Here is a 25,645-nt window from a genome sequence, read left to right as displayed (position 1 = left end):
CCCCGGCGCGCGCCCCGTTGTGCATTTCTTTTCTTTTTTCCCCGCCGGGGCCGGCCCCCGCGCAAACGGGAAAGGGCGGGGGGGGGGGGCCTGCGCGGGGGTGTCCGCCGCATGGATGCGGCGGCCAAGCTTACAGGGACGTACTTGCAGCGTCCCCCGCGCAGCCCACCCGCCCGGCCAAGCACGGCTTTTTGCCTTCACGCGACCAAGCACCCGCCACGAGGGGCTCCGCCGTTGGCCGGACACCCCGCGACAAACCACCGCACGTGCGCAATCCCAACGAACGTCGGACAATGGACGCCTTGGCGGCACGCCGCGCCGCCCTCCCGCTTTCCGCTGCAAGGATTCCCCCATGGCCGCCCGCAAGTCCTCCGCCCCGCTCATCGAAGTCACCGCCCGTCCCGGCCAGCCGCTGGGCATGTCCCCGGCCGTGTTCCTGCGCGATTTCTGGCAGAAGCGTCCGCTGCTGATCCGCAACGCCTTCGCTGATTTCCAGTCTCCGGTGCAGCCGGAAGACCTGGCCGGGCTGGCCTGCGAAGAAGGCGTGCTGGCACGCCTGATCGAGCACGACAAGCGCCAGGACGGCTGGCGCGTACGTACCGGCCCGTTCCAGGAAGACGTATTCCCCGCCCTGCCCGACCACGACTGGACCCTGCTGGTGCAGGACGTGGACAAGTGGGACCCGGACGTGCGCGCGCTGATCGAGCACTTCCGCTTCCTCCCGCGCTGGCGCATGGACGACGTCATGATCAGCTTCGCCGCCACCGGCGGCTCGGTCGGTGCCCACGTCGACCAGTACGACGTGTTCCTGCTGCAGGCCCAGGGCCATCGTCGCTGGCAGATCGATGCCAGCGAGTCGATCAAGGGCCGGCGGCCGCCACTGGGGTTCCGTCCGGACGTGGAACTGAAGCTGCTGGAGGTGTTCAAGCCCACCCACGACTGGGTGCTGGCGCCGGGCGACATGCTGTACCTGCCGCCGAACGTGCCGCACCATGGCGTCGCCGAAGACCCCTGCCTGACGTTCTCCTTCGGCATGCGCGCGCCGTCCTCGGCCGAACTCATCAGTGACTACCTGGACACCCTGATCGCCGATGCCGACGAGAACATCCGCTATCAGGACCCCGACCTGAAGCTGCCGGCCGATCCGAACGAGATCGACACGGTGGCGATGGCACGGGTGATCACCGCCCTCAACGCCATCCGCATGAACGACCCGGACAAGCTGGGCGACTGGTTCGGCCGCTTCATCACCACCTACCGCGCCGCCGGCGAAGTGATGGCCCACCAGGCCGCGCCGGAACAGGAAGAGGTGGTCGCCGCCCTGCAGTCCGGCCTTCTGCTGCAACGCCACCCCTGGGCCCGCCTGGCCTGGCGGCGGGCCAAGCGGGGCGCCAGCCTGTACGTCAGCGGCCAGGACTTCGCGCTGCCGGTGAAGGATGCGCAGCGCCTGGCCGGTGCCGAGCAGCTCGACGCGGCCGCCTATCGCGGACTGTCGGACAAGGGCCGCGCGGTGGTCCAGCAGCTGCTGGTCGGCGGCGTGTTCCAGCTGATCAACCCCAGCGAGCTGTATGGCGCCGACGACGAGGGCGAGGATGAAGGCGTCCTCGGTGAGGTGGTCGAAGGCCGCGACCAGGTGGAGGTGATCGATGACGACGCCGTGTCCGACGATGTCCACGTGGTGACCGTGCATGACGATGGCATCGAGGTCATCGTCAACTTCGAAGACGACGAAGAAGACGACAGCGACGCCGGTCGCGCCTGAGTCATGCCCTCGATCCGCGTCCATCAGGTAGGTCATGCCGATGCGCATGGCGCCATCCACGCTGTGCGCCAGCAGGTGTTCGTGCAGGAGCAGGGCATTGCCAGCGACCTGGAGCGCGACGCGATGGACCCGGTCAGCGCCCATGTACTGGCGCTGGATGCCGACGGCACGCCGGTCGGCACTGGTCGGCTCACACCTGATGGCCGCGTCGGCCGCATGGCGGTGCTGGCGAGCCACCGCAGCCAAGGCATCGGTGAAGCCCTGCTCGAGGCCCTGGTCGAGGCCGGCCGTGGCCTCGACCTGGCCGAGCTGCATCTGCACGCACAGCTGCCCGCCCGCGACTTCTACGCGCGGCAGGGCTTCCTGCCTGAGGGCGAGGTCTTCGAGGAGGCCGGCCTGGGGCACCAGCAGATGCGCCGCCGGCTGGACGCGGCCAGCGCGATCAACAGCCACGCCGAGGCCGTGGCCGCCACCACCGCCATCCTCCACCGTGCCCGTCGCCAGGTGTGGCTGCACAGCCACCTGCTGGACCCGGGCCTGCTCGCTGCCGGCCCGGTACAGGCCGCCCTGCGCCGCTTCGCCAGTGCCCGCCACGACAAGCAGCTGCGGGTGATCGTGCATGACGCGGCAGCCATTGGCCGTGCCGGCGCGCCGCTGCTGGCGATGGCACAGCGGCTGCCCAGCGTGATCCTGTTCCGCGAAGTGGCCGATCCGGTCGACCGGGCACTGGCGTCCGCCTGCCTGATCAATGACAGGGGCGACTTCTACTTTCGTCTGATCGGCCATCGCCTCGACGGCGAGGCCGGGATCGCGCTGCCGGCACGTTCGCGGCAGTTCGAGCAGCAATTGCAGCGCGTCTGGGACCGTTCGCGCGATTGCAGCGAACTACGCGCGCTCGGCCTCTGAGCGCGACGGTCGGGTTCAACCTGTCTGGAAGCGGCACCGGGGGACGCACAATGGCCTCCGCGATGCCCCTTCGTGTCCGGATGGGGGTACAATTTGGCTGTTTGAACGCGCCTGCGCAGGGCTATTCATCTTCCTGCCGGGTCCTTCTTAAGCCATACCCCACAAAGCGAATCAACACCCTCCATCGTGGACAATCTACTGAAGCAGTTTGCGCAATCTTCGCAACTCGCCGGCGGCAACGCCTCCTATGTCGAGGACCTGTACGAGCAGTACCTCGTCTCCCCGGACAGTGTCGATCCCAAATGGAAGACCTACTTCGACGGCTTCAAGGGCCGCGAAGCAGGTGACATTCCGCACTCGGCCGTCATTTCCCACATCGCGGACGCGGCCAAGGATGCGCTGAAGGCCGGCACCGGCGCAGGTGCGGGCGACGAGCGTGAGCGCAATGTCGGTCGTCTGATCACCGCCTACCGCTCGCGCGGCCACCTGGACGCCCGCCTGGACCCGCTGGGCCTGGCTGCGCCGGTCAATACGCCGGACCTGGGCCTGCCGTTCCACAGCCTGTCCGATGCCGACCTCAACAGCGAGTTCAGCACCGGTGGCGTCGGCGGCCAGCCGCGCATGAAGCTGCGCGACCTGCTGGCGCGCCTTAAGGCGACCTACACCGGTTCGATCGGTGCGGAGTTCATGCACATCGCCGAGGTCGAGCAGCGCCAGTGGATCTACAAGAAGCTGGAACTGGCCGGCGGCAACTACCAGCTGGACGCTGACACCCAGCGCCGCACCCTGGAGCGCCTGACCGCGGCCGAAGGCCTGGAGCGCTACCTGCACACCAAGTACGTCGGCCAGAAGCGCTTCTCGCTGGAAGGCGGCGATGCGCTGATCCCGATGATGGACACCATCATCCGCAGCGCCGGCAAGGACGGCGTCAAGGACGTGGTGATCGGCATGGCCCACCGCGGCCGCCTGAACGTGCTGGTCAACACCCTGGGCAAGAACCCGCGCAAGCTGTTCGACGAGTTCGAAGGCAAGTTCGAGCACGACGAGCACGCCTCGGCCGGCGACGTGAAGTACCACATGGGCTTCTCCGCCGACGTGGCCACCGAGGGTGGCCCGGTCCACCTGGCGCTGGCGTTCAACCCGTCGCACCTTGAAATCGCCGACCCGGTCGTGGCCGGTTCCGTGCGTTCGCGCCAGGAGCGCCGCAAGGACACCGCCCGCAAGCAGGTCATGCCGATCCTGATCCACGGCGACGCGGCCTTCTCCGGCCAGGGCGTGGTCATGGAACTGTTCCAGATGTCGCAGGCCCGCGGCTTCGCCGTCGGCGGCACCGTGCACATCGTGGTCAACAACCAGGTCGGCTTCACCACCTCCAATCCGCTGGATACGCGCTCCACGCGCTATGCCACCGACGTGGCGAAGATGATTGCCGCACCGGTGCTGCACGTGAACGGCGATGATCCGGAAGCGGTCGTGTTCGCTGCGCAGCTGGCGTTCGAGTTCCGCCAGAAGTTCGCCAAGGACGTGGTCATCGACCTGATGTGCTACCGCCGTTGGGGCCACAACGAGGCCGACGAGCCGGCGATCACCCAGCCGCTGATGTACCAGGTGATCCGCAAGCACCCGACCACCCGCGAGATGTATGCCGAGCAGCTGGAAAAGGCGGGCGTGATCGCCGCCGGCGCCGGCAAGGCGATGGTCGATGCCTACCGCGAGAAGCTGGACGCCGGCGAAGTGACCACCGAACTGGCCAAGGTCGAGAAGACTCCGCCGAGCAGCCCGCTGTTCGTTGATTGGCCGAAGCTGCTGGAAGGCAAGCTGTCCGACCCGGTCTCGACCAAGGTCGAGAAGAACAAGCTGGTCGAGCTGGCCAAGCTGATCAACACCATCCCGGACGAAGTGCAGCTGCACTCGCGCGTGGCCAAGGTCTACGACGACCGCCGCAAGATGGCCGCTGGCGAGATTCCGGGCGACTGGGGCTTTGCCGAAAACCTGGCCTACGCCACCCTGCTGGACGAAGGCCATGCACTGCGCCTGGTCGGCCAGGACGTCGGCCGCGGTACGTTCACGCACCGCCATGCGATCCTGCACGATCAGAAGACCGACAACTACTACATGCCGCTGCGGCAGCTGGTGGATTCGCCGGAGAAGGCCACCGTCATCGATTCGCTGCTGAGCGAAGAAGCGGTGATGGCCTACGAGTACGGCTTCTCCACCACCGATCCGAACACGCTGTGCATCTGGGAAGGCCAGTTCGGCGACTTCGCCAACGGCGCCCAGGTGGTGATCGATCAGTTCATCGCCGCCGGTGAAGCCAAGTGGGGCCGCATTTCCGGCCTGACCCTGCTGCTGCCGCATGGCTATGAAGGGCAAGGCCCGGAACACAGCTCGGCGCGCCTGGAGCGCTTCCTGCAGCTGTGCGCGCTGGAGAACATGCTGGTGGTCGTGCCGTCGACCCCGGCCCAGGCCTTCCACATGCTGCGTCGCCAGCTGCACATGACCACCCGCAAGCCGCTGGTGGTGATGTCGCCGAAGTCGCTGCTGCGCCACAAGCTGGCGGTGTCGACCCTGGACGAGCTGGCCAACGGCGAGTTCCAGCACCTGATCGGCGATGCCAATGCCGACGCCAAGAAGGTCAAGCGCGTGGTGCTGTGCTCGGGCAAGGTCTACTACGACCTGCTGGAAGACCAGACCAAGCGTGGCCAGGACGACGTGGCGATCATCCGCGTGGAGCAGCTGTATCCGTTCCCGCGTGCGCTGCTGGCTGCCGAACTGAAGAAGTATGGCAAGGCCACCGACGTGGTGTGGACGCAGGAAGAACCGCAGAACCAGGGCGCGTGGTACCAGATCCGCCACCACCTGCAGTTCTGCCTGGCCGAGGGCCAGAACCTGCATTACGCCGGTCGCGCACGTTCGGCGTCGCCGGCTGCCGGTCACATGGCTGACCATGTCCGCGAGCAGCAGCAGCTGATTGCCGACGCACTGGTCAACCCGTTCAACGACCAGGTCGCTGAATAACTCTCCTCCCCTTATTTAGAAGACAAACCAGGAAGCTCCCGCATGGCCACCGAAGTCAAAGCCCCGGTACTGCCCGAATCCGTCGCCGACGGCACCATCGCCACCTGGCACAAGAAGGTGGGCGACGCCGTCAAGCGCGACGAAAACCTGCTTGACCTGGAAACCGACAAGGTCGTCCTGGAAGTGCCGTCGCCGGTCGATGGCGTGCTGAAGGAGATCAAGTTCGACGTGGGCGCCACCGTGACCTCCAGCCAGGTCGTGGCGATCATCGAGGAAGGCGCCGTGGCGGCTGCCCCGGCTCCGGCCGCTGAAGAGAAGAAGGCCGATGCCCCGGCTCCGGCCGCAGCCGCTGCTCCGGCTCCCGCCGCGGCTCCGGCCCCGGCAGCCAAGTCGGCTGCCGATGCGCTGCCGCCGGGTGCCCGCTTCACCGCCATCACCGAGGGCGTGAACCCGGCCGACGTGGACGGCACCGGCCGTCGCGGCGCGGTGACCAAGGAAGACATCGTCAACTTCGCCCGCAACGGCGGCGCCGGCAAGGCCGGTGGCGCACGTCCGGAAGAACGCGTGCCGATGACCCGCATCCGCAAGCGCATCGCCGAACGCCTGATGGAGTCCAAGAACTCCACCGCCATGCTGACCACCTTCAACGAAGTCGACCTGTCCAAGGTGTCGGCCGCGCGCAAGGAACTGCAGGACGAGTTCGTCAAGGCCCACGGCATCAAGCTGGGCTTCATGAGCTTCTTCGTGAAGGCCGCCGCCAACGCGCTGCAGCGCTTCCCGCTGGTCAACGCGTCGATCGATGGTGACGACATCATCTACCACGGCTACTCGGACATCTCCATCGCCGTGTCGACCGAGAAGGGCCTGGTGACCCCGGTGCTGCGCAACGTCGAGCGCATGTCGTTCGCTGACATCGAGAAGACCATCGCCGACTACGCCAAGAAGGCCCGTGACGGCAAGCTGAGCCTGGAAGAACTGCAGGGCGGCACCTTCACCGTGACCAACGGCGGCACCTTCGGCTCGCTGCTGTCCACGCCGATCATCAACCCGCCGCAGAGCGCCATCCTGGGCATGCACGCCATCAAGGAGCGTCCGATCGCCCAGAACGGCCAGGTCGTGATCGCGCCGATGATGTACCTGGCGCTGTCCTACGACCACCGCATCATCGACGGCAAGGACTCGGTGCAGTTCCTGGTGGACATCAAGAACCAGCTGGAAAACCCGGGCCGCATGCTGTTCGGCCTGTAAGACCTCCCGCCCTCTTCCGCGCCCGCGCGGAAGGGGGTTCCGGTAAAGCATCAAGGACTAATTCAATGGCTGAACAATTCGACGTCGTCGTCATCGGTGCGGGCCCGGCCGGTTACCACGCTGCCATCCGCGCGGCCCAGCTGGGCCTGAAGACCGCCTGCATCGACGCAGCGCTGGGCAAGGATGGCAAGCCGGCGCTGGGCGGCACCTGCCTGCGCGTGGGCTGCATCCCGTCCAAGGCGCTGCTGGATTCCTCGCGCCAGTTCTGGAACATGAGCCACATCTTTGGCGACCACGGCATCAGCTTCAAGGACGCCAAGATGGACGTCGAGGCGATGGTTGGCCGCAAGGACAAGATCGTCAAGCAGTTCACCGGCGGCATCGCCATGCTGTTCAAGGCCAACAAGGTCGCCACCTACTACGGCTTCGGCGAACTGCAGCCGGGCAACGTGGTCAAGGTGAAGCAGCACGACGGCTCGGAAGTCGAGCTGAAGGGCACCAACGTCATCATCGCCGCCGGTTCGGATTCGATCGAACTGCCGTTCGCCAAGTTCGACGGCGAGACCATCGTCGACAACGTCGGCGGCCTGGACTTCACCGAAGTGCCGAACCGCCTGGCGGTGATCGGCGCCGGCGTGATCGGTCTGGAGCTGGGCAGCGTGTGGAAGCGCCTGGGCGCTGAAGTCACCATCCTCGAGGCGCTGCCGGAGTTCCTGGCCGTCGCCGACGCCGAAGTCGCCAAGACCGCGGCCAAGGAATTCAAGAAGCAGGGCCTGGACATCCGCCTGGGCGCCAAGGTCTCCAAGACCGAGATCACTGGCAAGGGCAAGAAGAAGGAAGTCGTTGTCACCTACACCGACAGCGAAGGCGAGAAGACCCTGACCGTGGACAAGCTGCTGGTGGCCGTCGGCCGTCGCGCTGCCACCAAGGGCCTGCTGGCCGAAGGCACCGGCGTGAAGGTCAACGAGCGTGGCCAGATCGAAGTTGATGCGCATTGCCACACCGGCGTCGATGGCGTCTGGGCGGTGGGCGACTGCGTGCGCGGCCCGATGCTGGCGCACAAGGGCTTCGAGGAAGGCATCGCCGTGGCCGAACTGATCGCCGGCCTGCCGGGCCACGTCAACTTCGACACGATTCCGTGGGTCATCTACACCGAGCCGGAACTGGCCTGGGTGGGCAAGACCGAAGCACAGCTGAAGGCCGAAGGCATTCCGTACAAGGCCGGCAGCTTCCCGTTCGCCGCCAACGGCCGTGCCGTGGCAATGATCGAGCCGGCAGGTTTCGTGAAGATCCTGGCGCATGCCGAGACTGATCGCATCCTCGGCATGCACCTGGTCGGCGCCAACGTGTCCGAGCTGGTGCACGAAGGCGTGCTGACCATGGAGTTCAGCGGTTCGGCCGATGATCTGGCCCGTATCTGCCACGCCCACCCGTCGCTGTCGGAAGTGGTCCACGACGCGGCGATGGCGGTCAGCAAGCGCGCCATCCACAAGGCCAATTGATCGGCCCGGTGGCATGACAGGAAAACCCCGCCTCGGCGGGGTTTTTTTGTTTGGCCTTCTGATGTGGAGCCGAGCATGGGCCCGGCGCTACACCTTTCCAGCAGGCGGCTCCGGTGCATCGTCACAGATGCGATGCTGCACCACGGTTTCACCCACCTTCCATTCCTTCACCACCCTGCAGCGTTCCTTGGGCCTGTCAGGCTTGGCGGGCTTGGCCGCCGCAGCATCCGCTTCGTCGGCAGCGGCGGTCTGCTGGCGTTCCAGCCAGGCGGAGGGCGGTGTCGCGGGCGTGGCAGGGGCCGGCGCCGCGAGCGCCAATACCAGTACCGCGATGGCCGGCGTCATCACGCAGCCACCGGACCGCGGCCGCCACCCAGCAGGCGTGCCGGCAGCATGAACAGCGCGCGCAGGAAAGCGAACAGCGCCGAGAACGTGATGCCGACCAGGCGGAACGGCAGGCTCAGCAGCCACACGAACGGCCAGGCGATCAGGGCAAGGATCGCCAACGGCCAGCACAGCACGAACAGCAGGCACCACACGCCCAGCGCGAACAGGGTCTTCATCACGGTCTCCTTGCAGCGGCCCCTTGCCGCCTGCGACCACAGTGCCGCCCTGCCCCGGAGGGAGCAAACGGTTTGCGACGAAACCCGGCAGGGCGCGATGAAACCCGGAACGCAGCCGCTATACCTGCACCGCCCCCGGGCGGCCGTGGGCGACCTGGAAACGCGCGGCGGTCCGCACCGCGGCATCGGTACGCAGCACGCTGTCGGCCAAGCGCAGTTCCGCATCCACGGCCTGCCGGTTGAGCTGCAGCTTCCACCAGCCACGGCGGTCGCCGTCGAAATAGCGGATGTGCGGATTCAGGGGAATCGACGGTCCGTAGTAAGGGCCATACGGTGTGTCGTCTCCGCCACTGCTGATGGCGGGGGCGATGAACTCGGTGGCCACCACGGGAGCATCGGCCGCATCGAAGTCCAGCTTCAGATCGTTGACGAACGTGGAATGCCAGTCGCCTCCCAGCACGATCGCATTGCCCTGCCCGCCTGCCTGCAGCGCCTGCAGCAACCGGTTGCGCGCGGCAGGATACCCATCCCAGGCATCGTTCCAGAACCGCTCGCGCGGGGTGCCGCCGTCCAGCCGCAGCTGCGCCATCAGCAGCTGCTGCACCACCACATTCCAGCGCGTGCCCCGCGCGGCCGCCATCGACTGCGCGAACCACGCCTCCTGGCCGGACCCGAGCATGCTCATGCGCGGGTCCAGTGCCGCCTCGCAGCGCGGTGACTCGCCCACGCCGCAGGGGTTGGCCGGACGGAACTGGCGGCAATCGAGCAGACTCAGCTGCGCGAGGTCGCCGTAGCGCAGGCGCCGGTGCACCCGCAGGCCACCGTTGCCGGCCGGAGCGCTGCGCATGGGCAGGTGCTCGTAGAAGGCGCGATAGGCAGCGGCCCGCCGGACGATGAAGTCCTCCACCGGCACGCTGTCCTTTTCAGGATGGACGCCGGAATAGTCGTTCTGCACCTCATGGTCATCCCAGATCACCGCAAAGGCGTGCGCGGCGTGCGCTGCCTGCAGGTCCGGATCGAGCTTGTACAGCGCGTACTGGTCGCGATAACGCTGCAGACTGACGGTCTCGCCGCTGAATCGCTCCGCATCCAGTGTGCGGCCGCGTGCGTTCTGCAGTGGACTGTACTCGTACAGATAGTCGCCGGCATGCAGCACCAGGTCGACATCGCTCCGCGCGATATCACGCAGTACCGGGTAGTAGCCGCTGTTCCAGGCCTGGCAGGTGCACAGGGCCAGGCGCAGCTGCTGCAGCCGCGCGTCCGGCAGCGGCGCGGTGCGGAAGTGGCCGACCGTGCTTTCCTCATCACCGTCGCAGGCAAAACGGTAGTAATAGTCACGGCCGGGACGAAGGCCATTGATCTCCACGTGCACCGAATGCGCCAGCTCGGGCACCGCTGCGGCGACGCCACGCTGCACCGGACGGAGCATGCCGGGATCTTCGGCCACGAACCAGCGCACCGGCACCGCCCGCGGCGGCATGCCACCGCCGTTGAGCGGATCGGGGGCGAGCCGTGTCCACAGCACCGCCCCCTGCGGATCCGGATCGCCGGCGGCGACGCCGAGGGTGAACGGATCGCGGCCCAGACGTGGCCGTGGGCCTGCCGTGGCCAGCCCCGGCATCGCCGCCAGTGCGATCGCCACCCCCGTGCCCTGCCACGCCATGCGCAGCAGGCGGCGACGGTGCTCCGGATCCAAGGGCCGCTGCATCAGAAGCGCACGGTCGCCGTCGCCATCACCTGCCGCGGCGCCCCCACCTGCATGGTCGCCAGGCTGCGCGTGGGATCTGCGGCATAGGTGCCGTTGGTGTTGATCGAAGACAGGTAACGCTTGTCCGCCAGGTTGGTCAGGTTCACTGCCACTGTCAGGTTCTGCGCGGGCCCCAGGGAGCCGAAATCGTAAGCCACCGAGGCGTTGACCAGCCAGTAACTGGGAACCGACAGGTCATTGGTATAGGTCACGTAACGCTTGCCGACATGGTTGGCGGACAGGCGCATGTCCCACGGGCCCGGCGTCCAGGCCAGGGTGCTGGCGAACATCCATTCCGGCGTATCCACGGTCTTCCTGCCGCGGGTCGGTACCACCCCGTTGTTGACGTAGTCGTCGTCGTAGGTGCTGTCGTTCCACGACAGCGCGTTGGACCAGGTGACGTCCTGCACCGGCTTCAGCTGCAGGGTCGCCTCGGCACCGCGGCTGGTCACCGAACCGACGTTGGAGAACAACGCAGGGCAGCCGAGGATGCCCACGCACTGGGCGATGGCAAGCAGGCGGTTGTCGAACTTCACGTCGTACACGGCGACCGACGCCTCATACCCCTGCCCGTAGCCGCGCCAGCCCAGTTCGATCGTGCGCGACTGCTCCGGCTTGAGGTTGCGTGCACTGGCATCGAAGGCCTGCTGCGGCACGTTGAACGGACTGCCCACGCCCAGCGCATAGGCGGCGATGTTCCTGGCGAACGAACCGAAGATTTCATTGCCTTCGTTGAGCTTGAAATTGAAGCCGGCCTGCGGCAGCAGTCCCTTGCTGGAGGTCAGGCTGCTGTTGTTGGCATAGCTGCCCAGCGGCGTGCGGACGCGGGTGCGGGTGTGCGGCGACTTCGCGCCGATGTCCACCGTCAGGCGGTCGTCGAACAGGCGGAAGCGGTCCTGCACATAGAACTGGCGGGTGATGGTGGTGTAGAGCTGGCGCCACACGCGCTGGTCCGGATTGCGCAGGAAGAAGTCATCGGTGATCGGGCCATCGATGTAGTAGAAGTTGCGCTGCACGCTGTGGCCGTTGTCCTCGTACCACAGGCCGGCTTCCAGCTCGTGCCCGCCGACGTTCCAGGTGAACGCGGAGGTCACGCCTGTACGGTCGATCGCGTACTCGGTGGTGCGGATCGAGATCGGGATCTCGCGCGCGGTGCCCGGATTGGAGGGATTGGACGGACTGAACCAGTGGCCCTGCCCGCGGTTGCTGTGATTGTAGACATTGACCTTCAGGCGCATCGCTTCGTTGAGGCCGAAGTCGCCGGCGACGCTGGAGATATCGTCGTTGCGCAGGCCATGACCGGAGTAGTACGCATCCCAGGGGCTGTTGACGCCGCCACTGAACTGCCCGCGTGCCGCGGCCAGCGCGCGGTCCCAGTCCGGCGCGTAGTTGTCCCAGTTCCAGCCCAGGCGGTCGATCATCTCCAGCGACAGATCCTGGTAGTCCGCCTCGACCCGGCGTGATGCGTTGAACAGCGCGGTGATCCTGCTGTCCACGCCGAAGTTGTAAACGGCCTTGCCGTTGAACTGCTTGAGCTCCTGCGAGCCCTTCCCCTTCCACTTGTCGCCTTCGGAGTACACGCCGGACAGGTACGCGGCAAACCCTTGATGCTCGCCGGTCTCCAGGCGGGCATAGCTGCGCCGCGCGTTGTCGCTGCCGAAGCCCTGCGCCAGCACCACGCCGTACTCGGTGGAAGGATCGATCGAATAGAACTGGAACACGCCCCCCAGGTTGCTGGTGGACGGCGTCCCCAGCGCGCCGATGCCGGTGGAGACTTCCGCACCGCCCAGGTTCTCGCTGATGACCGCGCGGCTGACATGAAGGCCGTTGCTGTTGCCGTAGCTCATGTTGCCCAGCGGAATGCCGTCCAGCGTGTAGCCAAGCCGGTTCTGGTTGAAGCCGCGCAGGCTGATGCTGGTCGACCACTCGTAGGCACCGGTGGCGTCACCCGACTCGAAATGCACGCCCGGCTTGCTGGCCAGCAGCTTGAGCGGATTCGCGCCCGGCGGCAGCACCTTCATGTCCTCGGCGGTGACACGCTGCACCTGGCGCGCTTCGCCGCGGCCGATCACCGAGATCGAATCGAGGGTGGTCGCCGACGGTGCATCGGAGGTGGGGGCGGTTTCAGCGGCCGCCAGCGACGGCAGCGAGGCACAGACCAGCAGAGCCAGCAGATTGCGGCGGAGCGGAGCGTGGGACGGCATGGGAGGCGGATTCCTTGGACGCGCTGGACGCCAGCGACGGGCGTCGGAAGTGGGAGGACAGCGGCGGCATGGTAGGAAGGCCCAGTTACATGTCAGTTACACGTCATGTGACCATCGCCCGGCAAGGTACGCGCCTTGCGCGCGCACCAACGCAAAGAGCCGGGCACGCGCCCGGCTCTTGCAGAACAGAAGGAGATCGCCGGCCCGCGGCCGGCAGCCCTACTCGAACGAACCGACCGAATCGTGGGCCAGATTGTCGAAACGCGTGTACTCGCCGAAGAACTTCAGTTTGCACGAACCGGTCGGGCCACCACGGTGCTTGCCGATGATGATTTCGGCCAGGCCCTTGTCCGGTGAGTTTTCCTTGTTGTAGTAGTCGTCGCGGTAGATGAACACGATCATGTCCGCGTCCTGCTCGATGGCGCCCGATTCGCGCAGGTCAGCCATCACCGGGCGCTTGTCGGTACGCGTTTCCAGCGAGCGGTTGAGCTGGGAAAGTGCGATCACCGGCACGTTCAGCTCCTTGGCCAAGCCCTTCAGCGAACGCGAGATCTCCGAGATTTCTGTCGCGCGGTTCTCGCTGTTGCCGGGCACGCTCATCAGCTGCAGGTAATCGATCACGATCAGGCCCAGGTCGTGCTCGCGCTTGAGGCGGCGGCACTTGGAGCGCAGCACTTCCGGCGATACGCCCGGCGTGTCGTCGATGAAGATCTTGGTTTCCTTCAGCATCTTGATCGCGCTGGTGACGCGGCTCCAGTCCTCATCTTCCAGCTGGCCGGTACGCAGGCGCTGCGCGTTGATCCGGCCATTGGAGGAGATCAGTCGCATCGCCAGCTGTGATGCGGACATTTCCATCGAGAACACCGCCACGCCCTTCTTCGACTTGATCGCCGCATACTCGGCGATGTTCAGCGCGAAGGTGGTCTTGCCCATCGCCGGGCGCGCGGCCAGGATGATCAGGTCGGTCGGCTGCAGGCCGGCCGTCATCGCGTCGAAATCGTTGTAGCCGGTTGGCAGGCCGGTGATGTTGCCGCCGTTCTCGAAGCGGTTGCGCAGTTCCTCGAAGGCATCCTTCAGCGCGCCGGGCATGGCGACGAAATCCGTACGCCCGCGTGCGCCCTGCTCGGCAATGGCGAACACGCTCTTTTCCGCCGACGCCAGCAGCTCGCTGCTGTCGCGGCCTTCCGGCTGGAAACCATCGTTGACGATGTCGGTACCGACCTGGATCAGCTGCCGCAGCACCGCCTTGTCACGTACGATCTCGGCGTAGGCAGCGATGTTCGCCGCCGACGGCGTGGTGCTGGCCAGTTCGATCAGATAAGCGCCATCCCCTACCAGCTCCAGCTTGCCCTGCGATTCGAACCATTCGCCCAGCGTCACCGCATCGAAGGGTCGGTCACGCTCGGACAGCTCTCGGATCGCGCGGTAGATCATCTGATGATCGCGGCGATAGAAGTCGGTCTCGGTCAGCTGGTCGTTGACCCGGTCGAACGCTTCGGGTGCCAGCATCAGGCCACCCAGCACCGCCTGCTCGGCCTCCACCGAATGCGGTGGCACCCGCAGCTGGTCGATGCGCGAATCATCGCGTTCGAAGCCATCACCGCGGTCTCTGCGGTTGGAACGGAAGCCGGGACGGGCGGACATGCGGCGGTGTTTCCTGCAAAAGTGGGGCCAGACGAGTGTAGGCATGCGCCGACCCTGGCGGCCATGGACAAGCCTGTGGATAAGCCGTGGAAGAACGGGGGATATCCGCCGGAGCCTGGCCAGAATGGCGCGGAGGCGTCGCACTGCCTGCGACGGGCGCCCGTGCGACGCCCGAGTGCGTCATTATCGCAGATCAGCCGGCCAGGGTCGGATTCCGTGCAGCGTACGGGCTCTGGCCCGCTCAGCTGCAAGTGGGGTCAGAGCCCGCCGCTGCGCGCCGGGATCCGACCCCGGATGTGGCTGGGGTCGGATCCCTCTGCAACGCAGAGGGCTCTGACCCCATACGTCTCAATCGCCCTTCACGTGCACTGCGATCAGCGCCAGGAACCGGTCCACATACCCCTGCAGGAATTCCCGCGTGGCGTCGTTGTGGATCGTACCGTCGGCGTCGATCAGGCCGTCCTTGAAATGAATGAACGCCTCCGGCTGGCCGAGCACATGCATGTCGAGGAAGGCCAGGCTGTTGCGCAGGTGCTGCTGGGCCACCGCGGTGCCGATCTGGCCGATGGACGCACCGATCACCGCAGCGGGCTTGCCTGCGAATGCGCTGTCGCCATAGGGGCGCGAGCCGATGTCGATGGCGTTCTTCAGCACGCCCGGCACCGAACGGTTGTATTCGGGTGTCACGAACAGCACGGCGTCGGCGGCACGCACCTGCTCCTTCAGGCGGACACACGATGGCGGGTAATCGGCGTCGAAATCCTGGTCATACAGGGGAAGGTCGCGGATCTGCACGTACTGGAACCGGGCCCGGTCGCCGGCAAGCTTTTCAAGTGCATGGGCCAGCCGGCGGTTGCATGACTCCCGGCGCAGGCTTCCGACGAACACGGCGATGGTGGGTACGGACATCGGACGGACTCCTCATGGTGCGGGAAACCCATCCTATTCACCGTCCCCTTTCCAGGCAGTGAAGGTCAGCCGCTGATGCTGGCCCGGACCTGGCGCCAGTGGGCCTGCCATGCCTGGAACATCAGCACGTTCCACAGATGCGTGTGCCACTTGCGCTGGCCGCCAAGGAACTGCTGCCACAGCGGCTGCACCGCGGCCGCCGACAGCACGCCTTCGCGTTCCAGCCGCGAAGGCTGCAGCAGATCGTCGGCCCACGGCCGCAGGTCGCCCTTCAGCCAGTCGCTGACAGGCGCACCGAAACCACGCTTGGGCCGGTGCACCATCGCGTGCGGGACGTATCGGCCCAGCACGCGCTTGAGCAGGACCTTGCTGGTCGTTTCACTGCGCTTGAAGCCCAGCGGCAGCGACCAGGCGAACTCGGCCACCCGCCAGTCCAGCAACGGCGCACGCGCCTCCAGGCTGACCGCCATCGAAGTGCGGTCGACCTTGCACAGCAGGTCATCAGGCAGGTAGGTCACGAAATCGGCCAGCATCATCGCGTCTGCCGGCGTGCCCGCGCCGTGCAGCGGATCGGCCAGGTCATAGAAGCTGCCAGCCGGCTGCGCACCGGGCACCACCGCCGCCGGGTCACGCCAGCGCGAAATGCGGTTGCGGTATACATCGCCGATGCCGCGGGCGCCGGTTTCGGCCAGCAGCGCCGCCAGGCCTCCCGTGCGCGATGCCTCGCCCTGCTGCTGCGCGCGGGCACCCATCCAGCGCCGCAGCGGGCCCGGCACGCGACCCAGCATCTGCCAGTTGCGCAGCGCGCGCACGTAGCGGGTGTAGCCGAAGAACAGCTCATCGCCACCATCGCCGGACAAGGCCACGGTCACCCCCTGCCTTGCCAGCCGGGCCACCAGCGCGGTCGGCACCTGCGAGGCATCGGCAAAAGGCTCGTCGAACATCGTCGGCAACTGCGGCACCACCGCCAGTGCGTCGGCCCCGCTGACGTAGAGCTCGGTGTGGTCGCAGCCCAGATGCGCGGCCAGTTCCCTGGCCAGCGGTGCCTCATCGTGGCTTGAATCCTGGAAGCCGATGCTGAAGCTGTGCACCGGCTGCCTGCTCTGCGCCTGCATCAGCGCCGCCACCAGCGACGAATCGGTCCCCCCGGACAGGAACACGCCGACGGGCACGTCCGCGACCATGCGCAACGCCACGGCGTCGCGCAGCAGGGCATCAAGCTGCTCCTCGGCCTCCTCGATGCGGCCCTGGAAGGGTGCAGCCAGTGCGGCCTGCATGCGCGCACGCGCGTCCCAGTACGGACGCTGCGCCTGCTCCGGCCGGTGCGCGCCGGCTCCGGCGGCAACCATCGGCGCATCCACCCGCAGCACCCGGCCGGGCATCAGCTTGTAGCAGCGCTGATGGATGCTGTGCGGCGCCGGGATGTAATCCAGCCGCAACAGCAGCGTCAACGCATCCCGATCGATATCGTTGTCGAACGCTGGATGCTGCCACAGTGCCTTCAGCTCGGAACCGAACACCAGCGCGTCACCGGCCCAGCCGTAGTACAGCGGCTTCTTGCCGACCCGGTCGCGGGCCAGCCAGAGGCACTGCTCGCTGCGGTCCCACAGAGCGATGGCGAACATGCCGTTGCAGCGCTGCAGGGTGTCTTCCAGGCCCCACTGCAGGATCGCAGCCAGCAGCACCTCGGTATCGGAGTGGCCACGGAACGCATGGCCCAGCGGCTCCAGCTCGGCGCGCAGGGCCGCGAAGTTGTAGACCTCGCCGTTGTAGGCCATCACATAGCGGCCGTCGGACGATGCCATCGGCTGGTGGCCCAGCGGGGACAGATCGAGGATGCTCAGCCGGCGGTGCGCCAGTGCGATCCCGGCAGCGGCATCGACCCAGGTGCCACCATCATCCGGCCCGCGATGGTGCAGCGCCTGGCCCATGGCCAGGGCCTGTGCCTGCAGTTCCTCGGCCGGCACCATCGGTGCCGGCAACAGCATTCCCGCCAATCCACACATGCATCAGGGTTCCTGCGCCAGGTCGAGGGCGGCGCCAATCACCGCATTGTCGCTTGGAAGCCCGAACATTGCTGCCCCCGCCAGCGGCGTATAGGTATCGGCGCCGCAGACCCGACGCAGCGGCAGGTGACCGAAGCCGGCCTCGACCAGGGCCGTGACCACCCCCTCGCCCACGCCACCGCTGTGACGCCCCTCGTCCAGCACCAGCACGCGCCGCGCCGTGGCCGCCTGGGTGGCAATGAATCCGCCGTCCAGCGGCACCAGCCAGCGCAGGTCAACCACCCTCACCTGCCACCCGAGCTGCTGGTCGATCACCCGCGCGGCACGCAGCGCCATCGGCACACCATTGCCATAGGTGTAGATCACCAGATCCTGCGCCTCGGGGGCATACACCCGGCCCTCCCCCGGCAGCAGCGCCTGGCCCTGTTGCGGGTAGTCGAACAGCCACTGGCCGTCACCCGGCTCGTGCAGGTCCTTGCTCATGTACAGCGCGATCGGCTCCAGGAACACCGCCACGCGGCCATCCACCCGGGCCAGCGCCGCCAACGTGCGCAGCATCATCACGGCGTCGTCGCCACGCGAGGGACAGCCCACCACCAGGCCGGGAATGTCGCGCAGGGCGGTGATCGAATTGTCGTTGTGGAAATGGCCACCGAATCCCTTCTGGTAGCCCAGCCCTGCCACCCGCACCAGCATCGGGTTGCGGAACTGGTCATTGGAGAAGAACTGCAGCGAACACGCCTCGCCACGTATCTGGTCGATGGCATTGTGCAGGTAGGCCAGGTACTGGATCTCGGGGATCGGCAGCATGCCCATGTTGGCCAGCCCCTGCGCCATGCCCAGGATCATGGTCTCGTCCAGCAGCGTGTTGAACACCCGACGCGGGCCGAAACGACGCAGCAGGTCGCGGGTCAAGGTGTACACGCCTCCCTTCTGCGCCACATCCTCGCCGAACAACAGGCTTTGCGGATACTTGCACAGCAGTTCCTGCAGTCCGTGATTGATCTGGATGGCCAGATGACGCGGCGGTTGCCGCTCCGGCAATGCGTCGGCGCCGCCATACAGCGACAGTCGCGCCTCGTCCGCGACCGCGCGCCGGGCCTCGGCGTGCACCGCTGCAGGTGTATAGGGCGCCAGCGGTGCCATCACCTGCTCAAGGGACTGCAGCTTCGGCTGGCGCTCGGCGTCGGCGGCGGCCGCCATGCAGCGCACACGCATCGCTTCATAGGCCGCCTCGACGGCCGCGGCATCCATCCAGCCCGACTCCATCGCGATCTGCGCCGAGCGCAGCAGCGGATCCTGCGCCTCCGCCGCACACAGCTCCGGCAACGCGCGCCACTCCACCTCGAAATCGGTACCGGCATGCCCCATCAGCCGCGTGGTGCGCAGGTGCAGGAAGGTCGGCCTGCGGGTCGTCCGGCAATGCTCGACCGCGGCCTGCACCTGCGCGTGGCCGCTGGCCAGATCCAGCCCGTCAGCGAAGAAGTAGTCCAGTCCCGGCTGGCCGCCAAAGCGCTCGGCGATCCATCCCTCCGGTGTTTTCACCGAAATGCCCAGGCCATTGTCCTCGCAGACGAACAGGATGGGCGCCGGCAGTTTCTGGTAGGCCGACCACATGGCGGTGTTGAACGCCGTCTGTGCGGTGGCGTGATTGGCCGAGGCGTCGCCGAAGGAACAGACCACGATGCTGTCGGCCGGAATCGGCAACGGCTGGCCCAGGCGCTTGCCGCTCTCGATGGCCAACGCAGTGCCCAGCGCCTTGGGCAGGTGCGAGGCGATCGTCGAGGTCTGTGGCAACACCCACAGCGGCCGGCTGCCCCACACCTTGTGCCGGCCTCCGCTGGCAGGATCGTCGGCGCTGGCGGCGAACGACAGTGCCGCGTCGCGCACTGGATCCATGCCCGGCACCTGCCGCGCGCGCTCGGCCATGAAGGCGCCGGAGCGGTAGTGCAGGAACGCAGGATCGGTGTGCCGGCAGGCCCGCGCCAACAGCGCATTGCCCTCGTGTCCGGACGAGCCGATGGTGTAGAAGACCTTGTTCTGCACGCGCAGCACGCGTGCCATCAGGTCCAGCTGGCGGCTGGCCAGCTGCGAATCGAACAGGTCGGCAAAGGCCGCCGCGCTGAGCGTGCTGCCTGGCAGGATCGGCGCGTGCGGCGCGGGCCGTGGCCGTGGCGTGCCCCGCCAGCCGCGCACCGCCTCCAGGAAATTGACGTCGCACACTTCGGCGCGGTTGAGCCCGCGCATGCGCGCGGGAATGGGATCTGGAACCACAGCGAACATCGAACACCCTCCGTGTCGTTGTTGCGTAGCGTGGCGCGGGCAGGCCGGCTTCCCCCCCAGGCGGCCTGCCCCACGCTCCCCATGGAAACAGGCCACCCCGGTGAATCGCGCCAGCACCACCGCGCCCACGGCCGGCATCGGCACGAACCGCGGCTGCGCCCGGACCCGCTGCAGCCAGGCCTGCACCTGCGGGAACGGATCAAGGCGGATGCCACCATCGCTGGCAACGTCGGTGTAGGCAAACAGCGCGATATCGGCGATGCCATAACTGCGGCCGGTGAACCAGGGCGACTGCCGCAGGTGCTGTTCCATCACCGCCAGTGCGGTGCTGGCGCGCTCCTGCAGGCGCGGCAGTTCGGCGCGCCGCGGGGAATCGGCCGGCGTCCAGCCACGGATGAAACGGGCCACCGCCACGCAGGGTTCATGCGTGTACTGCTCGAAGAACATCCAGCTCAACGCCTGCGCCCGCTCCCAGCCATCGCCGGGCAGGTAGGGCGTGCCCTCGGCCAGCCAGAACAGGATCGCGTTCGATTCGGTCAACACGCGGCCGTCCTCGCGCACGATCAACGGCACCTTCGCATTGGGATTCAATGCCAGGAACTCCGGCGTGTGGGTCTGGCCATGGGCGCTGTCCACCTCCACCCAGCGATAGCGGCTGCCGAGGTGTTCCAGCAGCATGCGCACCTTGTGGCAATTGCCTGAAACGGACATGCCATGCACCGTCAACGGAACGCGTTCTTCCACCATTGCCTGCTCCAGGAGACCCGGCCAACGACCGGTTGCGCGCAGTCTGGCAAGCGCGCCCGCCGATGCCAAGCGCGGGTGCAGCATGCCCACCGCGCAGCCCGCCGCTGGATGCAGCCCGTCGGGCCCCTCAGCGCACGCGCTGCTGCCACTGCTGGCGCGACTGCCCCCAGATCTGCATCGGTTTGCCCTGGTACGGCGGCGGCAGCTCGCCCATGCGCAGCAGCGTACTGCCCAGCTTGCGGGCCACGACACGGGAATTCTCGTTGTCCTCGGCAATGGTATGGATCACCTCCTCCCACCCGAGTGCGTTGAATGCCCAGTCGATCGCAGCGGTCGCCGCCTCCGGCGCGTAGCCCTTGCCCCAGCTGGCACGCCGGATGCTCCAGCCGACCTCGGTGCCCGGCCAGTCCTGTGGCTGCCAGGGCCCCATGCGACCGACCCACTCACCACTGGATTTCTCGATCACGCTGAACATCGAAAAGCCGAACAACTGCCACGCGCCAGCCAGGCTGCAGAATCCACGCCATGCCACTGACGGTGGCTGTACTCCGCCCAGCGTGCGCATCACCTCTTCATCCGCGCAGAACGCCAGATAGGGCTCGAAATCCTCGCGATGCGGTGGGCGCAGGATCAGGCGCTCGGTTTCCAGGCGCAGGTCGAAGATGCTCATGCCGACTCCAGGGCGATGACGGAGCGCCATCATCGCAAATGTCACCCGGCCACAAAAACAGACAGGCCGGCAGAAGCCGGCCTGTCGCCTGTCCGCTGCAGCGGCAGGATTACTGGCGGGTCGGTGCCGTGGCGCCGGCTGCCGCTGTCTGCGTGACCAGCTGGCCATCGACCACCGGCAGGCGATCGCTGGCTGGCTTGTTGTCCATGCGCACGGTCTTCTCGGCACCATCATAGCGGTAGGTCACGTTGTAACCCTTGACCACGTCGTTGGTTCCCATGGCGATGCGGTTGCCGGGCTTGCTGGCCATGCGCATGGTGCCGGTGGTGCCGTCCTCGTTGCGATAGGTGACGTTGTAGCCGGTGACACGGCTCGACTCGGAGGTGGCGGTCTCGGTGTGGCACTGGCGCTCGGTGCGGTTGACCACACGGCCACCGACATGGCGCTTGTCCACCTGGTTGCCGATCAGGCCGCCGGCCACGGCACCGGCTGCGGTCGCCGCCTTCCTGCCATTGCCGCCGCCAACCTGATTACCCAGCAGGCCACCGATCACCGCGCCGGCGACGGTGCCACCGACGTTGCCATCACGCTCGGGCAGGCGTTCCTGCACGACCACATCCTGGCAGACCTCGTGCGGCGTCTGGGTGGTGGAGGTCTCGCGCACCGCGTCGGTGCCGATGACCGTGGCGTACGCCTTCTGCTTTTCGGTGATCGGGTCGACCTTCAGCACATCGGCATACTCCAGGCCGCGCGGCGCGGTGGCATCGAGCTGGTTGCCACGCGCACCATCGTCGGTGCCGCTGCCATCGGCCAGGCGCGATTCGCCGTTGGGGGCGCCGGCGCTGATGGAATCCGGCGAAGGGTTGCCGCTCTTCATGAAGGCGGCCGTGGCGATACCACCCACCAGCAGCGCGCCCGCTGCGACCAGGACAGTTGTAGTTGTGCTTTTCATGACCTGCTCCTTGCGGACCGTCCGCAACGTTCTCGGCACAGATTGCAGCACGGCCTCCCTGAACGGAATCTCCACATTTCCTGCTCGTCGCCGTAACCCATTCAGCATCGGGAAATGCTGGGCCCGTGGTAGCGTTCGCATATTCACCAGGAGGATCCCGCCATGGCCAACCCGATGCTGCTGCCGGTACTGCAATGGGCGCGCCGGCTGCGCTACCCCACGCTGTTCAAGCTCACGGCAGGGCTGTTCGCGCTGACCCTGTTCATTCCCGATCCGCTTCCCTTCGTCGATGAGCTGGTGCTGGGCCTGGGCACACTGCTGCTGGCCAACTGGAAGAGCCGCGGCACCCGCACGCCGCCACCGCTGGAGCAGCGCTGAGCGTGCTGGTCGACAGCCATTGCCATCTCGATGCAGGCGAGTTCGACCCCGACCGTGCCGCCGTGATCGAGCGCGCGCGCGCGGCCGGGGTGCAGTTCCAGGTCGTGCCGGCCGTCACCGCCGCCAGCTGGCCGAAGCTGCGCGAGGTCTGCCAGCAGGCACCCGGCCTGTACCCCGCGTACGGGCTGCATCCGATGTTTCTTGCCGAGCATCGTGCCGGGCACCTTCCGCTGCTGCGGGAATGGATCGAGCGTGAGCGTCCGCGGGCGATCGGCGAATGCGGCCTGGATTATTTCGTGGAAGGCCTGGATGCGGAGGCGCAGCAGACCTATTTCACCGGCCAGCTGCGCTTGGCGCGCGACTTCGACCTGCCGGTGATCGTGCATGCGCGTCGGGCCGTAGATGCGGTGATCGCAGCGATCCGCCGCATCGGTGGCCTGCGCGGCGTGGTGCACAGTTTCTCCGGCAGCCCGGAGCAGGCGGCACAGCTGCATCGGCAGGGCTTCCTGCTGGGTCTGGGCGGCCCCCTGACCTACGAACGGGCACAGCGCCTGCAACGGCTGGTCCGGGAGATGCCGCTGGAGCAGCTGCTGCTGGAAACGGACGCGCCCGATCAGCCCGACGCGGCCATCCGTGGGCAGCGCAATGAGCCGGCACGCCTCTCGATCATCGCGCGCCACGTCGCGGCGTTGCGGCAGACCGACCTGGAGACGGTAGCGAGGACCACGACCGACAACGCGCGGCGGCTGTTCGCGCTGCCGGCCGCCTGATCGCCGTTTCGCCGGGCATGGCCCGGCGCTACCGGTCAAGCCTCAACGGATTCGGACTTGACCCTCTTCGGCTCCAGCAGCATTTCCAGCGCCTTGCCGACGGCGGCAAAGGCGAAGGCACCGGTGATATGGGTGGCTGCCCCCAGCCCTGCGCCGCAATCAAGCTTGAGCGCAGCGTCCGCCCCCAGGTTGGGACGGAGGCCGCAGACACTGCCATCGGCCTGCGGATACTTCACGTTCTCCAGCGAGTACACCGCCGGCACGCCGAAGTAACGCTTGGCGTTCTTGGGGAAGTTGAACTCGCTGCGCAGCTTCTTGCGGATCAGCGCCAGCATCGCGTCGTGCTCGGTGCGCGAGACATCGCGGATGCGTACCAGGGTCGGATCGGTGCGGCCACCCGCGGCGCCGACCGTCAGCAGTGGCAGCTTGCGGCGGCGGCACCAGGCGATGGTCTCCACCTTGACCCGGAAGCTGTCGCAGGCATCGATCACCAGATCGAAGCGACGATCAAGCAGTTCCGCCATGTTGGCGGTGGTCAGGAACGCCTGCACCGCGTCGACATCGAGTTCCGGGTTGATCGCCCGGCAGCGCTCGGCCATGGCTTCGGCCTTGTTGCGCCCGTAATTGCCCTCCAGCGCCGGCAGCTGCCGGTTGGTGTTGGACACGCAGATGTCGTCCGCATCGATCAGGGTGAGATGGCCGACCGCCGAGCGCGCCAGCGCCTCGACCACCCACGAGCCGACCCCGCCCATGCCGACCACCACTACGCGGCTGCCCTGCAGGCGCTCGAGCGCACCCACGCCATACAGCCGTTCGATGCCGGCGAAGCGTTGTTTGACCTGTTCGTTCATCGGTCTATTTTAACGTGCAGCGGCCGGCGTCCACAGCACGCCGGGTCGAACCTACCGTTGCACACCCGGAGAGCCCGCCATGAACGCCAGCCCCCCTCGCCCGCCGTCTTCCGCCTATCGCTACCTGTTCGTGCTCGCGCTGGGTCTGCTGATCGGCCTGATCGCCACGGTGATGGTCGGCCGCGCCCTGCAGGCCCGCCGTGACCCCTTCCCGGACAGCCTGATGCAGGTGATGCAGCGGCAATCCCAGTTGCTGCAGCAGGCTCAACAGCAGAACCGCTGCAGCCTGGCCGACAGCGTGCCGCGCCTGCAGACGCTGCGCCTGCTCTCCAACGACCTGGACCTGGCCTTCCCCGGCCTGAAGGACAGCGCGCAGTTCCAGCAGCATGCCAGCCAGTACCGCGCCGGCCTCAATGCCGCCCTGGCGACGCCACCGGCAGACTGCACCGCGCTGGCCCAGGTGGTGCAGACGCTGCAGGCGGACTGCCGCGCCTGCCATCAGGATTTCCGTTGAACAGCGTTCATCCCGCAGCCGGTCATGGCGGCGTTGATTGGCGTCTTGTTCACGTTGGAAAGGAGACGATTCGCGCACCCTGCTGCATGACGCAGTACCACCCAACACATCCGCCTTCACGGCCAGGAGACGCCCCATGAAGATCCAGCTCATCGCCGCCAGTGCCATCGCCACCCTCGCCCTGGCCGGCTGCGCCACCTCGCCGGGTTACGGCGGCGGCGGCTACAACAATGGGTACAACAACGGCGGCTACGGCAACAACTCCGGCTACAACCAGGGCCGTTGCGCCGACTGCGGCATCGTCACCCGCATCAACACCGTGCAGTCCGGCCGCACTGCGCCCAGCGCGACCGGCGCGATCCTCGGCGGCATTGTGGGTGCGGTTGCCGGCCATGAGATCTCCGACCACACCGGCGGCAGCCGCGGCAACAAGAACATCGCCGCAGCGGCGGGTGCCGTGGGTGGCGCGCTGGCCGGCAACCAGATCCAGAAGAACGTGACCAGCGATACGTATGACATCAGCGTGCGCATGGATGACGGACGCACCATCGTCGTCAACCAGCGTGATCTGGGCGGCATCCGCGAAAACACCTACGTTCGCGTGGTCAACGGCCGGGTGATCCTGCGCTGATCCGCTGCCGGCCCCGGACAAAGAAAAAGGCCCGCTTGCGCGGGCCTTTTTCATGTGACGGCTGCAGACCGGTCAGATCGGCTGCACGGCGTCGGCCTGCAGGCCCTTCTGGCCCTGCACGACGGTGAAGGTGACCTTCTGGCCTTCCTTCAGGCTCTTGAAGCCCTGGGTCTGGATGGCGCGGAAGTGCACGAACACGTCTTCGCCGTTTTCACGGCTGATGAAGCCGAAGCCCTTTGCATCGTTGAACCACTTGACAGTACCGTTCTCGCGTTCGGACATCTCACTAACTCCCTGATGACTCTCTCTTGTTGTTGGAAACGCCTTGTGGGCGGCTGAC

At 67.0% G+C, this 25,645-nt stretch carries 21 protein-coding genes and 1 pseudogene; 9 read left to right on the top strand and 13 right to left on the bottom strand.

What is annotated here, in order from left to right; genetic code table 11:
• Positions 1-352: 352 nt before the first annotated feature.
• The 5 genes from ABE543_RS15620 (at position 353) to lpdA (ending at position 8,436) form a co-directional block, all read left to right on the top strand.
• Positions 353-1,762 (top strand): cupin domain-containing protein, encoded by a 1,410-nt coding sequence (locus ABE543_RS15620; RefSeq protein WP_253119561.1) that lies wholly within the window; start codon positions 353-355, stop codon positions 1,760-1,762.
• Positions 1,763-1,765: 3 nt separating this feature from the next.
• Complete coding sequence (locus tag ABE543_RS15615; protein WP_346475873.1) at positions 1,766-2,668, top strand: GNAT family N-acetyltransferase; 903 nt, start codon at positions 1,766-1,768, stop codon at positions 2,666-2,668.
• A 186-nt stretch (positions 2,669-2,854) separates the two neighbouring features.
• A complete protein-coding gene (locus ABE543_RS15610; protein ID WP_053515372.1) occupies positions 2,855-5,686 on the top strand; it encodes a 2-oxoglutarate dehydrogenase E1 component in 2,832 nt (943 codons plus the stop codon).
• Between the two features lie 42 nt (positions 5,687-5,728).
• Positions 5,729-6,934 (top strand): dihydrolipoyllysine-residue succinyltransferase, encoded by a 1,206-nt coding sequence (sucB, locus tag ABE543_RS15605; RefSeq protein ID WP_065175459.1) that lies wholly within the window; start codon positions 5,729-5,731, stop codon positions 6,932-6,934.
• Between the two features lie 65 nt (positions 6,935-6,999).
• Positions 7,000-8,436 carry a dihydrolipoyl dehydrogenase gene (lpdA, locus tag ABE543_RS15600; RefSeq protein WP_053515369.1) on the top strand — a complete coding sequence of 479 codons (1,437 nt, stop codon included), beginning with the start codon at positions 7,000-7,002 and terminating at the stop codon, positions 8,434-8,436.
• Between the two features lie 87 nt (positions 8,437-8,523).
• On the opposite strand, the gene ABE543_RS15595 is transcribed toward lpdA, so the two are convergent.
• The 11 genes and pseudogenes from ABE543_RS15595 to ABE543_RS15545 all read right to left on the bottom strand — a co-directional run bounded on the left by ABE543_RS15595 (position 8,524) and on the right by ABE543_RS15545 (position 22,161).
• Positions 8,524-8,781 carry a hypothetical protein gene (locus tag ABE543_RS15595; protein WP_346475872.1) on the bottom strand — a complete coding sequence of 86 codons (258 nt, stop codon included), beginning with the start codon at positions 8,779-8,781 and terminating at the stop codon, positions 8,524-8,526.
• Positions 8,781-8,999: a hypothetical protein gene (locus ABE543_RS15590; protein WP_053515365.1), complete on the bottom strand. Its 219-nt coding sequence runs from the start codon at positions 8,997-8,999 to the stop codon at positions 8,781-8,783. The genes ABE543_RS15595 and ABE543_RS15590 overlap by 1 nt, the downstream gene beginning before the upstream one ends.
• 118 nt (positions 9,000-9,117) lie before the next feature.
• Positions 9,118-10,707, bottom strand: a complete 1,590-nt coding sequence (locus ABE543_RS15585; protein ID WP_346475871.1) for an alkaline phosphatase D family protein — start codon at positions 10,705-10,707, stop codon at positions 9,118-9,120.
• Positions 10,707-12,950, bottom strand: a complete 2,244-nt coding sequence (locus tag ABE543_RS15580) for a TonB-dependent receptor (RefSeq protein ID WP_346475870.1) — start codon at positions 12,948-12,950, stop codon at positions 10,707-10,709. The genes ABE543_RS15585 and ABE543_RS15580 overlap by 1 nt, the downstream gene beginning before the upstream one ends.
• A gap of 219 nt (positions 12,951-13,169) precedes the next feature.
• The gene (locus ABE543_RS15575; protein ID WP_053515359.1) at positions 13,170-14,594 is read right to left on the bottom strand and encodes a replicative DNA helicase; all 1,425 of its coding nucleotides are present in this window, start codon (positions 14,592-14,594) and stop codon (positions 13,170-13,172) included.
• 348 nt (positions 14,595-14,942) lie between these two features.
• Positions 14,943-15,503 (bottom strand): NAD(P)H-dependent oxidoreductase, encoded by a 561-nt coding sequence (locus tag ABE543_RS15570; RefSeq protein WP_053515357.1) that lies wholly within the window; start codon positions 15,501-15,503, stop codon positions 14,943-14,945.
• 65 nt (positions 15,504-15,568) lie between these two features.
• Positions 15,569-17,509 carry an asparagine synthase (glutamine-hydrolyzing) gene (gene asnB / locus ABE543_RS15565; RefSeq protein WP_065181970.1) on the bottom strand — a complete coding sequence of 647 codons (1,941 nt, stop codon included), beginning with the start codon at positions 17,507-17,509 and terminating at the stop codon, positions 15,569-15,571.
• Positions 17,510-17,512: 3 nt separating this feature from the next.
• Entirely contained in the window at positions 17,513-19,792 is a 2,280-nt protein-coding gene (locus ABE543_RS15560) for a thiamine pyrophosphate-dependent enzyme (protein WP_197600296.1), read from the bottom strand.
• 117 nt (positions 19,793-19,909) lie between these two features.
• Positions 19,910-20,539, bottom strand: a pseudogene (locus tag ABE543_RS15555) (glutathione S-transferase family protein); the annotation flags it as partial.
• Positions 20,540-20,666: 127 nt separating this feature from the next.
• A complete protein-coding gene (locus tag ABE543_RS15550; protein ID WP_053515349.1) occupies positions 20,667-21,209 on the bottom strand; it encodes a GNAT family N-acetyltransferase in 543 nt (180 codons plus the stop codon).
• Positions 21,210-21,318: 109 nt separating this feature from the next.
• Positions 21,319-22,161: a glycine zipper 2TM domain-containing protein gene (locus tag ABE543_RS15545; protein ID WP_053515348.1), complete on the bottom strand. Its 843-nt coding sequence runs from the start codon at positions 22,159-22,161 to the stop codon at positions 21,319-21,321.
• Between the two features lie 162 nt (positions 22,162-22,323).
• On the opposite strand from ABE543_RS15545, the gene ABE543_RS15540 reads away from it, so the two are divergent.
• Complete coding sequence (locus ABE543_RS15540) at positions 22,324-22,539, top strand: DUF6116 family protein (protein ID WP_053515346.1); 216 nt, start codon at positions 22,324-22,326, stop codon at positions 22,537-22,539.
• Positions 22,536-23,309 (top strand): TatD family hydrolase, encoded by a 774-nt coding sequence (locus ABE543_RS15535; RefSeq protein WP_065175469.1) that lies wholly within the window; start codon positions 22,536-22,538, stop codon positions 23,307-23,309. The genes ABE543_RS15540 and ABE543_RS15535 overlap by 4 nt, the downstream gene beginning before the upstream one ends.
• A 35-nt stretch (positions 23,310-23,344) precedes the next feature.
• Here ABE543_RS15535 and ABE543_RS15530 read toward each other — a convergent pair whose 3' ends face one another.
• On the bottom strand, positions 23,345-24,160 hold the full coding sequence (locus ABE543_RS15530; protein WP_346475869.1) for a tRNA threonylcarbamoyladenosine dehydratase: 816 nt from the start codon (positions 24,158-24,160) through the stop codon (positions 23,345-23,347).
• A 79-nt stretch (positions 24,161-24,239) separates the two neighbouring features.
• Here ABE543_RS15530 and ABE543_RS15525 point away from each other — a divergent pair, with 79 nt between their 5' ends.
• Positions 24,240-24,674, top strand: coding sequence for a hypothetical protein (locus ABE543_RS15525; protein WP_065175471.1), 435 nt, complete (start codon positions 24,240-24,242; stop codon positions 24,672-24,674).
• Between the two features lie 136 nt (positions 24,675-24,810).
• Positions 24,811-25,305 carry a glycine zipper 2TM domain-containing protein gene (locus tag ABE543_RS15520; protein WP_053516924.1) on the top strand — a complete coding sequence of 165 codons (495 nt, stop codon included), beginning with the start codon at positions 24,811-24,813 and terminating at the stop codon, positions 25,303-25,305.
• A 72-nt stretch (positions 25,306-25,377) separates the two neighbouring features.
• Here ABE543_RS15520 and ABE543_RS15515 read toward each other — a convergent pair whose 3' ends face one another.
• Positions 25,378-25,587, bottom strand: a complete 210-nt coding sequence (locus ABE543_RS15515) for a cold-shock protein (RefSeq protein WP_053516923.1) — start codon at positions 25,585-25,587, stop codon at positions 25,378-25,380.
• Between the last annotated feature and the right edge of the window lie 58 nt (positions 25,588-25,645).

Origin of the sequence: Stenotrophomonas sp. TWI169, from assembly GCF_039674705.1 — a bacterium.
GTDB lineage: Bacteria > Pseudomonadota > Gammaproteobacteria > Xanthomonadales > Xanthomonadaceae > Stenotrophomonas > Stenotrophomonas maltophilia_P.
This window is presented reverse-complemented; position numbering and strand designations above follow the sequence as displayed.

Excerpts from the sequence above, each read along its gene's own strand:
- ABE543_RS15550 (WP_053515349.1), bottom strand. The coding sequence starts at position 21,209 with ATGAGCATCTTCGACCTGCGCCTGGAAACCGAGCGCCTGATCCTGCGC.
- lpdA (WP_053515369.1), top strand. The coding sequence starts at position 7,000 with ATGGCTGAACAATTCGACGTCGTCGTCATCGGTGCGGGCCCGGCCGGT.
- ABE543_RS15570 (WP_053515357.1), bottom strand. The coding sequence starts at position 15,503 with ATGTCCGTACCCACCATCGCCGTGTTCGTCGGAAGCCTGCGCCGGGAG.
- ABE543_RS15545 (WP_053515348.1), bottom strand. The coding sequence starts at position 22,161 with ATGAAAAGCACAACTACAACTGTCCTGGTCGCAGCGGGCGCGCTGCTG.
- ABE543_RS15540 (WP_053515346.1), top strand. The coding sequence starts at position 22,324 with ATGGCCAACCCGATGCTGCTGCCGGTACTGCAATGGGCGCGCCGGCTG.
- ABE543_RS15515 (WP_053516923.1), bottom strand. The coding sequence starts at position 25,587 with ATGTCCGAACGCGAGAACGGTACTGTCAAGTGGTTCAACGATGCAAAG.
- sucB (WP_065175459.1), top strand. The coding sequence starts at position 5,729 with ATGGCCACCGAAGTCAAAGCCCCGGTACTGCCCGAATCCGTCGCCGAC.
- ABE543_RS15560 (WP_197600296.1), bottom strand. The coding sequence starts at position 19,792 with ATGTTCGCTGTGGTTCCAGATCCCATTCCCGCGCGCATGCGCGGGCTC.
- ABE543_RS15585 (WP_346475871.1), bottom strand. The coding sequence starts at position 10,707 with ATGCAGCGGCCCTTGGATCCGGAGCACCGTCGCCGCCTGCTGCGCATG.
- ABE543_RS15525 (WP_065175471.1), top strand. The coding sequence starts at position 24,240 with ATGAACGCCAGCCCCCCTCGCCCGCCGTCTTCCGCCTATCGCTACCTG.
- ABE543_RS15575 (WP_053515359.1), bottom strand. The coding sequence starts at position 14,594 with ATGTCCGCCCGTCCCGGCTTCCGTTCCAACCGCAGAGACCGCGGTGAT.
- ABE543_RS15520 (WP_053516924.1), top strand. The coding sequence starts at position 24,811 with ATGAAGATCCAGCTCATCGCCGCCAGTGCCATCGCCACCCTCGCCCTG.
- ABE543_RS15580 (WP_346475870.1), bottom strand. The coding sequence starts at position 12,950 with ATGCCGTCCCACGCTCCGCTCCGCCGCAATCTGCTGGCTCTGCTGGTC.
- ABE543_RS15590 (WP_053515365.1), bottom strand. The coding sequence starts at position 8,999 with ATGAAGACCCTGTTCGCGCTGGGCGTGTGGTGCCTGCTGTTCGTGCTG.
- ABE543_RS15615 (WP_346475873.1), top strand. The coding sequence starts at position 1,766 with ATGCCCTCGATCCGCGTCCATCAGGTAGGTCATGCCGATGCGCATGGC.
- ABE543_RS15620 (WP_253119561.1), top strand. The coding sequence starts at position 353 with ATGGCCGCCCGCAAGTCCTCCGCCCCGCTCATCGAAGTCACCGCCCGT.
- asnB (WP_065181970.1), bottom strand. The coding sequence starts at position 17,509 with ATGTGTGGATTGGCGGGAATGCTGTTGCCGGCACCGATGGTGCCGGCC.
- ABE543_RS15595 (WP_346475872.1), bottom strand. The coding sequence starts at position 8,781 with ATGACGCCGGCCATCGCGGTACTGGTATTGGCGCTCGCGGCGCCGGCC.
- ABE543_RS15530 (WP_346475869.1), bottom strand. The coding sequence starts at position 24,160 with ATGAACGAACAGGTCAAACAACGCTTCGCCGGCATCGAACGGCTGTAT.